The sequence below is a fragment of the Aurantiacibacter sp. MUD11 genome, assembly GCF_026967575.1.
Taxonomy (GTDB): domain Bacteria; phylum Pseudomonadota; class Alphaproteobacteria; order Sphingomonadales; family Sphingomonadaceae; genus Alteraurantiacibacter.
In genome coordinates, this window is sequence record NZ_CP114054.1 from 2,047,534 (window position 1) to 2,059,882 (window position 12,349).

Genomic DNA, 12,349 nt, shown 5'->3' on the forward strand with positions numbered 1-12,349 from the left:
GGACGTGTTTCTGACTCAAGGAGACGAAAATGCCCAAGCTGAAGACCAAGAGCGGCGTGAAGAAGCGCTTCAAGCTCACCGCCACCGGCAAGGTCAAGCATGGTGTCGCCGGCAAGCGCCACCGCCTGATCAGCCACAATGCAAAGTATATCCGCCAGCAGCGCGGCACCAAGGTCCTGGCCAAGGCCGACCAGGCTGCCGTGAAGAAGTGGGCGCCCTACGGCCTCGATTGAGCCGGGTTCAAGGAGACTAAGATATGCCTCGCATTAAACGTGGTGTGACCACCCGCGCCAAGCACAAGCGGATTCTCGATCAGGCGAAGGGCTATCGCGGCCGTCGCAAGAACACGATCCGCGTCGCCCGCCAGGCCGTCGAAAAGGCCGGCCAGTACGCCTATCGCGACCGCAAGGTTAAGAAGCGCAACTTCCGCGCCCTGTGGATCCAGCGCATCAACGCTGCCGTTCGCGCCGAAGGCCTCACCTATTCGCAGTTCATGCACGGCGCCAAGCTCGCTGGCATCGAGCTGGACCGCAAGGTCATGGCGGACCTCGCCATGAACGAAGCGGAAGCGTTTAGCACCATCATCAAGCAGGCGAAGGATGCGCTTCCCGCCTGATTGCTGAGTGCCTAGAATTTCCGGAAGCGCCATCCGCAAGGGTGGCGCTTTCTTTTTGTCCCGCTAAGAGGCGTGCCCCATGAGCACTGAAAACACACAGAAGGTGACAGAGACGCTCGCACGGCTGGCCGATGCCGCCGATGCCGATGCCGTCGAGGCGATCCGTATCGAGGCGCTGGGCAAGCAGGGCTGGATTTCCGCGCTGCTGAAGACGCTCGGCAAGATGACCCCGGAAGAGCGGCAGGAGCAGGCGCCCGCTATCCAGGCGATGCGCGCGCAGGTGGCCGATGCCATCGCTGCCCGCAAGGCGGAGCTGGAAGCCGCCGAACTGGAAGCGCGCCTGGCCACCGAAACGCTCGACCTCACCCTGCCAGCCCCGACTTCGCCCAAGGGCAGCGTCCACCCGGTGAGCCAGGTGATGGACGAGCTGGCGGAAATCTTCGCCGACCTCGGCTTCGCCGTCGCCACCGGGCCGGAGATCGAGGACGACTGGTACAACTTCAGTGCGCTCAACATGCCCGAAAGCCATCCGGCGCGGGCCATGCACGATACCTTCTACTTCCCCGACACGGCGCCCAAGGGCGGCAAGATGCTGCTGCGCACCCACACCTCGCCGGTGCAGGTGCGCACCATGCTGGACACCGTGAAGCGGAACCCGGGTGGTGCGCCGGTGCGCATCATCGCGCCGGGCCGCGTCTATCGCAGCGACAGCGACGCCACCCACACGCCGATGTTCCACCAGGTCGAAGGCCTGGTGATCGACAAGGACATCCACCTTGGCCACCTCAAGTGGACGCTGGAGACCTTCCTCAAGGCCTTCTTCGAGACCGAAGACATCGTCCTGCGGCTGCGCCCCAGCTACTTCCCCTTCACCGAGCCTAGCGTGGAAGTCGACGTCGGCTTCGAGATCGTCGACGGCAAGCGCGTGCTGGGCGGCAGCGGTGATGCGCCGGGCCACGGTTGGATGGAGCTGCTCGGCAGCGGCATGGTCAACCGCCGGGTCATCGAGATGTCCGGCCTCGACCCAGACGAATGGCAGGGCTTTGCCTTCGGCGTCGGCGTCGACCGGCTGGCCATGCTCAAGTACGGCATGGACGACCTGCGCGCCTTTTTCGACGGCGATACGCGCTGGCTGAACCACTATGGCTTCAGCCACCTCGACCAGCCGACCCTTTCCGCAGGCGTAGGAGCGAAGGCATGAAGTTCTCGCTCGAATGGTTGAAGTACTTCCTCGAAACCGAGGCCACGGTCGCCGAGATCGCGGCCAAGCTGAATGCCATCGGCATCGAGGTGGAAGATATCGAGGATCCGGCCGAGAAGCTGGCAGGCTTCCGCGTGGCCGAGGTGCTGACCGCCAAGAAGCATCCCGACGCCGACAAGCTGCAGGTGCTCACCGTCAACACCGGTGAAGGCGATCCGTTGACCGTGGTCTGCGGCGCGCCCAACGCGCGTGCCGGCATGAAGGGCGTGCTCGGCCTGCCCGGCGCCGTTGTGCCCGCCAACGGCATGCAGCTGCGCCAGAGCGCCATCCGCGGCGTCGAGAGCAACGGCATGATGTGCTCGGTGCGCGAACTGGAGCTGGGCGACGAGCATGACGGCATCATCGAATTGCCCGAGGATGCCCCGGTCGGCACCAGCTTTGCCGAATACAATGCCGCCTCGCCGGTGTTCGACGTGGCGATCACCCCCAACCGCCCGGACTGCATGGGTGTCTACGGCATCGCGCGCGATCTCGCTGCCGCCGGCATGGGCACGCTCAAGCCGTTGCGCGAGCACGAGATCGAAGCGACATTCGCCTGCCCGGTCGAAATCCGCACGGACGACGCCGAGGGTTGCCCGGCCTTCTTCGGTCGCGTGATCAGGGGTGTCACCAACGGCGCTTCGCCTGACTGGATGCAGCGTCGCCTGATCGCAGCGGGCCAGCGCCCGATCAGCGCGCTGGTGGACATCACCAACTACATGATGCTCGCCTTCGGTCGCCCGGCGCACGTCTATGACCTCGCCAAGCTCTCCGGCCCGGTGGTGGCTCGTCGCGCAACGGACGGCGAGCAGGTCGAGGCGCTGAACGGCAAAACCTACACCCTCGATTCCACGATGACCGTGATCGCCGACGACAAGGGCGTGCACGACATCGCGGGCATCATGGGCGGCGAGCATTCGTCCGTGCAGGACGGCACGACCGACGTGCTGCTCGAAATCGCCTACTTCGATCCTGACCGCATCGGCGTGACGGGGCGCAAGCTGGGCCTTGCCACCGATGCCCGCACGCGTTTCGAGCGCGGCGTGGACCCAGCATGGCTGGAAGACGGCCTCGACGGCCTGACCAGCCTGATCCAGCGCATCTGCGGCGGCGAGGCATCGGAAATGGTGCGCGCCGGCCAGCCGCCGGTGGAGCCGAAGGTGATCGCATTCGACCCGACGCTGACCGCCAGCCTTGGCGGCGTGCAAGTGGCCGAAGACGAACAGCGCTGCATCCTCGAAAGCCTCGAGTTCGCGGTGAGCGATGACTGGCAGGTCACGTGCCCGCCGCGTCGCCATGACATCGAAGGGGCAGCGGACCTGGTCGAGGAAGTCGTGCGCATCCACGGCCTCGACAATGTCGCCAGCGTGGCCCTGCCGCGGGTTGATGGCGTCGCGCGGCCCACGGCCACGCCGATACAGGCGCTCGAACGCCGCCTTCGCCGTGCCGCAGCCGCACGCGGACTGAACGAGGCGGTGACCTGGTCCTTCCTGCCGACCGCCGATGCCGAGCATTTCCTTGGCGGCAACGAGACGCCCTGGGTGCTGGACAACCCGATCAGCGAGGACATGAAGGCCATGCGCCCCTCGCTCATCCCCGGCCTGCTGAGCGCCGCCAAGCGCAATGCCGACCGTGGTGCCGCAGGCTCGCGCCTGTTCGAGATCGGCCGCCGCTACCTGCGCGCCAAGTCCGGCGACAGCGACGAGCATCCGACGCTGGCCGTGCTGCAGGCGGGCGAGAAGACCCCGCGCGGCTGGGACCAGCGCATCAATGGCGGCAAGGCCGTGCAGTTCGATGCCTTCGACGCCAAGGCCGAGGCCGAAGCGCTGCTGGCCGAAGCCGGCGCGCCGGTCGACAAGCTGATGGTGATGGGTGAGGCCGGGCCGCAGTTCCATCCGGGCCAGTCGGCCACCCTGCGGCTGGGGCCGAAGAACGTGCTGGCGCGCTTCGGCACGCTGCACCCCGCCACGCTCGATGCCTTCGACATCGACGGCCCGGTGGTGGCCGTGGAGATCTATCTCGACGCCATTCCGGCGAAGAAGGGGAAAGGTGGTTTCGAGAAGCCGCACTTCGCCCCGCCGGCATTGCAGTCGGTGGAACGCGACTTCGCCTTCCTGGTCCCCGCAGAGCTTGCCGCCGGCGACCTGCTGCGCGCGGTGAAAGGCGCGGACAAGGCGAACATCGTCGATGCCCGCGTGTTCGACGTGTTCGCAGGCAAGGGCGTGCCCGAAGGCAAGAAGTCGGTCGCCATCGAGGTGACGCTCCAGCCGGGTGAGAAGTCCTACAAGGACGAAGAGCTCAAGGCGATTTCGGACGCCGTGGTGGCTGCCGCCGCCAAGCAGGGAGCGGAACTGCGCGGCTGAGCGCAGGCTGACCTTCCATGTCCAATTCCCGCCGTACCTTCGCCATCATCTCGCACCCTGACGCGGGTAAGACGACGCTGACGGAAAAGCTGCTGCTGCAAGGCGGCGCGATTCATGCTGCGGGCGAGGTGAAGGCGCGCGGCGAGGCGCGACGCGCGCGGTCCGACTGGATGAAGATCGAGCAGCAGCGCGGTATCTCGGTCACCTCCAGCGTGATGACCTTCGAGAAGGAATTCGAAGGCGAGACCATCACCTTCAACCTGCTCGACACGCCGGGCCACGAAGACTTCTCGGAAGATACCTACCGCACGCTGACCGCGGTCGATTCCGCCATCATGGTGATCGATGCGGCCAAGGGTATCGAGCCGCAGACGCGCAAGCTGTTCGAGGTCTGCCGCCTGCGCTCGGTGCCGATCATTACCTTCGTCAACAAGGTGGACCGCGAGGGGCGCGACCCGTTCGAGACGCTCGACGAAGTGGCCGACATGCTGGCGCTCGACGTCAGCCCGCAGATGTGGCCCATCGGCATGGGCGGCCTGTTCGAAGGTCTGCTGGATTTCCGCACCGGCGAGGTGGCGCGGCCCGAAGGCGGCTCGAAGGAATACCTCGGCAAGCGCGAAGCCAATGCCGACATTCCGGAGAAATACGCCGAGGAGATCGAGCTGGCCAAGGTCGGCTATCCCGAATTCGACCTGGAAGCCTATCGCAACGGCGACCTGACGCCGGTCTATTTCGGTTCGGCGCTGAAGAACTTCGGGGTCGAGGAACTGATCGACGCCATCGCCCGCTATGCCCCGCCGCCGCGTCCGCAACCGGCGGGAGAGGAGATGGTCAGCCCCGACCATGACGAGGTGACCGGCTTCATCTTCAAGGTGCAGGCCAACATGGACCCGAACCACCGCGACCGCATCGCCTTCATGCGGCAGGTGTCGGGCACCTTCAAACGCGGCATGAAGCTGACGCCCTCGGGCCTCGGCAAGCCGATCGCGGTGCATTCGCCCATCCTGTTCTTTGCGCAGGATCGCGAGATCGCCGACACCGCCCTGCCGGGCGACATCATCGGCATTCCCAACCACGGCACCCTGCGTGTGGGCGATACACTGTCGGAGAAGAACCAGGTCCGTTTCACCGGCCTGCCCAACTTCGCGCCGGAAATCCTGCGCCGCGTGCAGCTGAAGGACCCGACCAAGACCAAGCAGCTGCGCAAGGCGCTGGACGACCTTTCGGAAGAAGGCGTGATCCAGGTCTTCTACCCGGAAATCGGCGGCAGCAGCATCGTCGGCGTGGTCGGCCAGCTGCAGCTTGACGTGCTGATCTCGCGGCTGTCGGCGGAATACAAGGTGGAGGCCAACCTCGAAGCCTCTCCCTTCGCCACGGCACGCTGGCTGAAAGGCACCGACGCGGCGCTGAGGGAGTTCGAGCGGTTCAACCAGGGCAACCTCGCGAAGGACCGCGATGGCGACCTGGTGTTCATGGCCAAGAGTGCCTGGGACGTCGGCTACCAGGAAGAGAAGAATCCCGACCTGAAGTTCTCTGCCACCAAGGAGCGGTGACAGCCGGCGCGTTCGGGCGTAGTCTTTGCCAATGGCAGACTTCACCGATCACCTGACGGACAAGCACATCGCGATGGTGGAGGCCCAGCCGGTCTTCTTCGTCGCCACCGCCGCGCCCGATGCGCGGATCAACCTCTCGCCCAAGGGGCTGGCGGATACCTTCCGCGTGCTCGGCCCCAACCGGGTCGCCTATCTCGACCTTGGCGGATCGGGCAACGAGACCAACGCGCACCTGCTGGCGGACGGGCGGATTACGCTGATGTTCTGCAACTTCCAGCAGCCCGCGCTGATCTTGCGCATCTACGGCACGGGCAAACCGGTGCTGCCGTGGGAAAGCGGCTGGGAAGAGATTTCGCAGCACTTCACCCTGCTGCCCGGCACGCGACAGATCTTCGATATCGCGGTGGAGAGCGTGCAGACGAGCTGCGGTTGGGGCGTGCCGATGATGGATTTCGACCACCACCGCGAGACGCTGGTGAAGTACCACGCGCAGGCCGATCCGCTGGAATGGGCGGGCAAGCACAAACGGCGGCGTGAGAGCATCGACGGCCTGCCCACGCGGCCGACCGATCGCTACATCGCCGGAACCATGCCTTCCGCCGATTAGCGATGCGGCTCACCTTCGCCAGCTACAACATCCACAAGGGCGTCGGTGCGGACCGGCGCCGCGATCCCGATCGCATCATCGAGGTCATCGAGGAGATCGGCGCGGACGTTATTGCACTGCAGGAAGTGGACGAACGCTTCGGCAACCGCCGCGCGGTGCTGGATCGCGACGAACTGGAGAAGGCAGGCTACCAGGTCGCCAGCAAGCCGACCAAGCCCGCCAGCATGGGCTGGCACGGCAACGCGCTACTGGTGCGCGAGGGATTGAAGGTCGTTGAGGTCGATGCCCATCACCTGCCGCAGGTCGAGCCGCGCGGTGCCATTCGTGCCACGCTGCGCAAGGGCCGGCAGGAGATCTGCGTCACCGGCATGCACCTCGACCTGACGGGCCTGCAACGCAAGCGGCAGTTTGCCCATGTCTGCAACGCCAGCCGTGCGCCGGGCCTGCCGGCGGTCATGCTGGGCGATTGCAACGAATGGCTGCGCCCCTTCGGCGGCTGGCGGGGCCTTGCCGCCCACTGGCACATGGTCGAGCCGGGCCGCAGCTTCCCCTCGCAGCGCCCGATGCTGGCACTGGACCGCGTGGTGCACACCTCGCACTGGCAACTGGAGGAGGCGGAAGTGCACAACAGTTCCACCGCGCGGCAGGCGTCCGACCACCTGCCGGTATATGCCAGGCTGAAGCTGCTCGAATCTTAGGCACCCTGCCTGCCAATTAGGCGCTGCACTGCAACATAACGCTGCAAGATTGCGCCAAACTCCCGAAAACGCGCGCTTCATTACGTTTGGCACGCCTGTTGCATCACGTTTGTGCGGCCGGGACTGAACCCGGTGAGTCACAGGGGTCAGGGATGAAATTCGTCATCGCCATCATCAAACCATTCAAGCTCGACGAGGTGCGCGAAGCACTCGCCGGACTGGGCGTCGCCGGCATGACCGTGTCGGAAGTGAAAGGCTTCGGTCGCCAGAAAGGCCAGACCGAAATCTATCGTGGCGCCGAGTATTCGGTGAACATGCTGCCGAAGGTGAAGCTCGAAATCGCTGTCAGCGACGAGCTCATGCCGAAGGTCGTCGAGACCATCAAGGAAACCGCCAGCACGCAAAGCATCGGCGACGGGAAGATTTTTGTGCTCGACCTCGCGTCGACCACGCGAATCCGCACCGGCGAGACCGATGAAACTGCGCTGTGATCAGGGGGTCTAGCATAATGAAATCAGCTATCATGAAACTGGGCGCTGTCGGTGTGACGGCGCTGCTCGCATCCAGCCCGGCCTTCGCGGCTGCTCCGGTGGCGGAAGTCGCCGAAGCGGTTGCCGAAGTCGCCGAGGTTGCCGAACCTGCTGCTGACGCCGTCAGCGGCGGCACGGCCTATATCTTCAACACGCTGCTGTTCCTTATCGGCGGCTTCCTGGTCATGTGGATGGCCGCCGGCTTCGCCATGCTCGAAGCTGGCCTGGTTCGCGCCAAGAACACCTCCACGCAGTGCCTCAAGAACATCGGCCTCTACTCCATTGCCGGTCTGATGTTCTGGGTCATCGGCTACAACATCGCCTACCCCGGCTTCGCCGAGGACAGCATGGGCCTGTTCGGCATGGCCGGCACGGTCTACTCCATGCAGGACGTAGGCGCTGCCGATCTCGACACCGGCTATTCGGTGGCATCCGACTGGTTCTTCCAGATGGTCTTCTGCGCCACCACCGCCTCGATCGTTTCGGGCACGCTGGCCGAGCGTATCAAGATCGTTCCCTTCTTCATCTTCGTCACCGTGCTGACCGGCATCATCTACCCGGTCGTGGTGAGCTGGGAGTGGGGCGGCGGCTACCTCGATAGCGCATGGGGCTTCTCCGACTTCGCCGGTTCCACCCTGGTCCACTCGACCGGTGGCTGGGCTGCCCTGGTCGGTGCCATCATCCTGGGCGCTCGCCTGGGCCGCTACACCGACGGCAAGGTCAACGTCTTCCCGGGCACGAACATCCCGCTCGCCACTCTGGGTACCTTCATCCTGTGGCTCGGCTGGTTCGGCTTCAACGGCGCATCGCAGTTGGCGATGGGTACCGTGGGCGACGTTTCCGACGTGTCGAAGATCTTCGTCAACACCAACATGGCGGCCTGTGCCGGCACGGTGACGGCGATCATCCTGACGCAGCTGCGCTTCGGCAAGGCCGACGTGACCATGGCCATGAACGGTGCGCTGGCCGGCCTCGTGTCGATCACCGCAGAGCCGCTGGCTCCGACCGTGGGCCAGTCGATCCTGATCGGTGCCATCGGTGGTGCCATCGTGATCTTCACCGTGCCGCTGCTCGACAAGTTCAAGATCGACGACGTCGTCGGCGCCATCCCGGTCCACCTCTTCGCCGGCATCTGGGGCACGCTGATCGTGGCCTGGACGGGCGATGCGACCTTCGTCGGCCAGCTGGTCGGCGTCCTGCTCACCGCCGTGTGGGTCTCGGTTGCCTCGGCAGTCATCTGGCTTGCCCTCAAGGCCACCATCGGCCTGCGCCCCTCGGAAGAGGTCGAGACTGCCGGTCTCGATATCCACGAGATCGGCGTGGAAGCTTACCCGGATCTCGCTCGCCAAGCGTGAGCGACACCCAGATTGGCGGGGGCGGGACCTTTCTCCTCCTCTCCCCCCGACCCCGCCAACACTCGTTCCTCCTGCGAACGTACAACTTGAACGGGCCGGAGCCGCAAAGCTCCGGCCCATTTTTTTGTTGCCAGCCGCCCCCCTCGCGCGGTTACAGTGGCTGCCTGATTCAACGCAGGGGGTTTGGCCCATGAAAATGGTCGTCGCAGTCATCAAGCCGTTCAAGCTGGAAGCCGTGCGCGAAGCGCTGGCAGGCATCGGCGTATCCGGCATGACGGTGTGCGAGGCCAAGGGCTTCGGCCGGCAGAAGGGCCAGACCGAGATCTATCGCGGTGCCGAATATGCGGTGAACATGCTGCCCAAGGTGCGGCTGGAGACGGTTTGCAGCGACGAGATGGCATCCAAGATCGTGGAGACCATCGCCTCGGCCGCGAACACCGGCTCCATCGGCGACGGCAAGATCTTCGTGCTGGACGTGGGCGGTGCCACGCGCATCCGCACCGGCGAGACCGGCGAACACGCCATCTGACGACGGTGCCCTAGCGGTCTGCCTGACCGCTTTCAGACCAGCGTTGGCGGATCATGTCGGAGGTTTCCCGGCTGCCGTCGTGCGTCCAGCCCGGTTCTCGCCACAGGTAATCCAGCTTGTGCCGCCAAGGCGCGTGCCAGACGTCGCGGGCGATCCCGATCCATTCATGGAACACGGCATAGAGCAGGTTGAAGCTGCCCAGCTGGTTGACGATGCCGTAGCGGATACGGTCTTCCTCGTCCTCCGGCACGAAGGTGCCGAACATCCTGTCCCAGATGATGAAGACGCCAGCATAGTTGCGGTCGAGATAGCGCGGGTTCACGGCATGGTGCACGCGGTGGTGTGAGGGTGTGTTCATCACCGCCTCGAACCAGCGCGGCATGCGGTTTACCGCCTCGGTGTGGATCCAGAACTGGTAGATCAGGTTGAAGCCCGCGCAGACCAGGATCATCCCCGGCTCGAACCCCAGCCCGGCCAGCGGCAGGCGGAACAGGAAGGTCAGCGCGATGAAGCCGGTCCAGGTCTGCCGCAAGGCGGTGGAGAGATTGTAGTGCTGGCTCGAATGGTGGTTCACGTGGCTCGCCCAGAACCAGCGCACGCGGTGGCCAAAACGGTGCTGCCAGTAATAAGCGAAATCGTCGAGCACGAAGCACAGCGGCCAGGCCCACCAGACCCAGCCGATGGAGAGCGGCGAGACGTCGTGCACCCACACCAGCATGGCTATGGTCAGGCCGCCGGTGAGCGCCCCGGCGACCGTGCTGCCCAGCCCGATGGCGAGCGACGTGCCGGTGTCGCGCCATTCATAGGCCTGCCGGTCCCCACGATAGCGCGACCACAACAACTCGCCGAAGATCAGCGCGATGAAGGCGGGAATGGCATAGAAGACCGGGTCGAAGGGCATGGCGCCTAATTATCACCAGTGTCAGTAGCGGTCCAGCCTGCCACCGAATCGCCAAGGTCGAGGATGACCTGCCGCTGGCCGACCGCGATGCGCAGCGTGCCGTCCTTTTCCGGATGCAGCTGGGTGCGGTCCACGGGCCGGGCGACGAACTGGTTGCCATGCGGCACCAGCGCCACCAGCAGGCCCTTGCCGTCGCGGGCGATCGCCGAGCGGCCCTGCGCATCGAGACCGATCTCCAGCGGCTCGAACCCGCCGGATGCAAGCCGCAACAGGTCGCGCGCTTCGGCCTCCGACTCGATCCGACCGGACTGGCGGAAGCCCAAGAACCAGGTGAGCGCGACCAGCAGGCTGACACCGATCAGCGACCCGCCGAACTGGAGCAGCTCGTCGCTCATGCCGCTATTGCCGGGCCTTGTTCGAGAGGTCCGTCAGCACGCCGGCGATCATGCTGATGTTGTAGCCGGCCGCATCCGCAGCCTCGATCAGTTCCTGTGGCGATGCCCCGCGGCTGGCCTCTGCCAGCGCCCAGAGGAAGGTCGACCGCGTACCGCTGCGGCAATAGGCGAGCGTACGCCCGCCAGCCTCTTCCAGCGCGGCAACTGTCTCGGCGATCCGCTCCGGGGTCATCCCGCTGCTGGTCACAGGGATGTAGCGATAGGCAAGCCCGTGCGCCTGTGCGGCAGCGCCGATCTCGGTGCTGCTTGGCTGGCCGTCTTCCTCGCCATCAGGCCGGTTGTTGATGATCATCGAGAAGCCTTCGCGCGCCGCAGTCGCCACGTCTTCGGCAGTGATCTGCGGGCTGGCCGCCACCTGGGTCGACAATTTGCGGAACTTGCTCATCTCTCTGGCTCCCGGCGAAGAATTGCCGCCTTTTCGATGCGCTTAGCGGCATTCGCAAGGCTACTTTTCAAGATAGGACAGCATGTTGTTTCAGCAACAGCCAATCGCCGTCATTTCGCCGTAACGTTAAATCATTCGCGTCGTGCGTGTTTCTCCGTTATAAACCGCAAATTGGAGCGACAGGGCAGGTCCGTCGTTTCTGGTCGGCAGGTAATTCGCTCGCGCTGCCGATCTAGGTTTCAGGGCGGGATTGAAGGTTTTTAGAATACATGGGTTATGATCGAGGACGTCGCGGTCGGGGGCGCGACAAGCGTGAAAATATCGGTGAAGAGGGTTTCGATCCGTTCATGGATGGACCCCCGCCCATGGAGAGCGGCGGCGGCTGGCGCGACAGCAATAACGATCGCTTCGGCGGCGGTGGCGGCGGTGGCGGTCGCTTCAACGATGATCGCGGCGGTGGCCGTTTCAACGATGACCGTGGTGGCGGTTTCGGCGGCGGCAATCGCGGCGGTGGTTTCGGCGGCGGTGGCCGCGGTGGACCGCGCGGCGGCGGTGGTGGTGGTGGCGGCATGCCCGCCCAAGTCGTCGGCACCGGCCAAGGCAAGGTAAAATTCTTCAACGCCCAGAAGGGTTTCGGCTTCATCCAGCGCGATGAAGGCGGCGAAGACGTGTTCGTCCACATCAGCCAGGTCGAACGTGCCGGGCTGGAAGGCCTCGCCGAAGGTCAGGAACTGCAGTTCAACCTGGTCGACCGTGGCGGCAAGATTTCCGCTGCCGACCTGCAGGTTGTCGGCGATGTGATCGCCGTGCAGTCGCGTGCCCCGCAGCGTGAGCTGACCGGCGAAAAGGCCGTGGGCACAGTCAAGTTCTTCAACACGATGAAGGGCTTCGGCTTCATCACCCGCGACGATGGCAAGGAAGATGCCTTCGTTCACATCAGCGCTGTCGAGCGTTCGGGCCTCCCCGGCATTGCCGAGGGCGACCGCTTCGAATTCGACCTCGAGGTAGACCGACGAGGCAAGTACTCGGCTGTCAACCTGGTGCCGGTGCAGGGCTAAGCCCGAATCAGGCAATCCAGTGTTCGGGCGGCCGAGTCGTTTGACCGGCCGCCGACACC

At 64.9% G+C, this 12,349-nt stretch carries 14 protein-coding genes; 11 read left to right on the forward strand and 3 right to left on the reverse strand.

The window, feature by feature from the left end; genetic code table 11:
• The first annotated feature begins 29 nt into the window (after positions 1-29).
• From rpmI to OZN62_RS10300, 10 genes are all read left to right on the forward strand, one after another.
• Positions 30-233, forward strand: coding sequence for a 50S ribosomal protein L35 (rpmI, locus tag OZN62_RS10255; protein ID WP_048884691.1), 204 nt, complete (start codon positions 30-32; stop codon positions 231-233).
• 23 nt (positions 234-256) lie between these two features.
• Positions 257-616, forward strand: a complete 360-nt coding sequence (gene rplT, locus OZN62_RS10260) for a 50S ribosomal protein L20 (protein WP_269099574.1) — start codon at positions 257-259, stop codon at positions 614-616.
• A 79-nt stretch (positions 617-695) separates the two neighbouring features.
• A complete protein-coding gene (gene pheS / locus OZN62_RS10265) occupies positions 696-1,817 on the forward strand; it encodes a phenylalanine--tRNA ligase subunit alpha (protein WP_269099576.1) in 1,122 nt (373 codons plus the stop codon).
• The gene (pheT, locus tag OZN62_RS10270) at positions 1,814-4,219 is read left to right on the forward strand and encodes a phenylalanine--tRNA ligase subunit beta (RefSeq protein ID WP_269099577.1); all 2,406 of its coding nucleotides are present in this window, start codon (positions 1,814-1,816) and stop codon (positions 4,217-4,219) included. The genes pheS and pheT overlap by 4 nt, the downstream gene beginning before the upstream one ends.
• A 17-nt stretch (positions 4,220-4,236) precedes the next feature.
• Positions 4,237-5,772, forward strand: coding sequence for a peptide chain release factor 3 (locus OZN62_RS10275; protein WP_269099579.1), 1,536 nt, complete (start codon positions 4,237-4,239; stop codon positions 5,770-5,772).
• 31 nt (positions 5,773-5,803) lie between these two features.
• Positions 5,804-6,379 carry a pyridoxamine 5'-phosphate oxidase family protein gene (locus tag OZN62_RS10280; protein WP_269099580.1) on the forward strand — a complete coding sequence of 192 codons (576 nt, stop codon included), beginning with the start codon at positions 5,804-5,806 and terminating at the stop codon, positions 6,377-6,379.
• Positions 6,380-6,381: 2 nt separating this feature from the next.
• Positions 6,382-7,077, forward strand: a complete 696-nt coding sequence (locus tag OZN62_RS10285; protein WP_269099581.1) for an endonuclease/exonuclease/phosphatase family protein — start codon at positions 6,382-6,384, stop codon at positions 7,075-7,077.
• A gap of 152 nt (positions 7,078-7,229) precedes the next feature.
• Positions 7,230-7,568 (forward strand): P-II family nitrogen regulator, encoded by a 339-nt coding sequence (locus OZN62_RS10290; protein WP_269099583.1) that lies wholly within the window; start codon positions 7,230-7,232, stop codon positions 7,566-7,568.
• 17 nt (positions 7,569-7,585) lie between these two features.
• Positions 7,586-8,962, forward strand: coding sequence for an ammonium transporter (locus OZN62_RS10295; RefSeq protein ID WP_269099584.1), 1,377 nt, complete (start codon positions 7,586-7,588; stop codon positions 8,960-8,962).
• Between the two features lie 190 nt (positions 8,963-9,152).
• Positions 9,153-9,491: a P-II family nitrogen regulator gene (locus OZN62_RS10300; RefSeq protein WP_269099586.1), complete on the forward strand. Its 339-nt coding sequence runs from the start codon at positions 9,153-9,155 to the stop codon at positions 9,489-9,491.
• A gap of 10 nt (positions 9,492-9,501) precedes the next feature.
• Here the strand turns inward: OZN62_RS10300 and OZN62_RS10305 are convergent, their stop codons facing one another.
• The 3 genes from OZN62_RS10305 to OZN62_RS10315 are packed head-to-tail and all read right to left on the reverse strand — an operon-like array spanning position 9,502 to position 11,232.
• Positions 9,502-10,392, reverse strand: a complete 891-nt coding sequence (locus tag OZN62_RS10305; RefSeq protein WP_269099587.1) for a sterol desaturase family protein — start codon at positions 10,390-10,392, stop codon at positions 9,502-9,504.
• Positions 10,393-10,397: 5 nt separating this feature from the next.
• The gene (locus OZN62_RS10310; RefSeq protein WP_269099588.1) at positions 10,398-10,787 is read right to left on the reverse strand and encodes a hypothetical protein; all 390 of its coding nucleotides are present in this window, start codon (positions 10,785-10,787) and stop codon (positions 10,398-10,400) included.
• 4 nt (positions 10,788-10,791) lie between these two features.
• Positions 10,792-11,232 (reverse strand): TIGR01244 family sulfur transferase, encoded by a 441-nt coding sequence (locus OZN62_RS10315; protein WP_269099590.1) that lies wholly within the window; start codon positions 11,230-11,232, stop codon positions 10,792-10,794.
• A gap of 269 nt (positions 11,233-11,501) precedes the next feature.
• On the opposite strand from OZN62_RS10315, the gene OZN62_RS13935 reads away from it, so the two are divergent.
• Positions 11,502-12,290 (forward strand): cold-shock protein, encoded by a 789-nt coding sequence (locus tag OZN62_RS13935; RefSeq protein WP_330848741.1) that lies wholly within the window; start codon positions 11,502-11,504, stop codon positions 12,288-12,290.
• Positions 12,291-12,349: the final 59 nt, after the last annotated feature.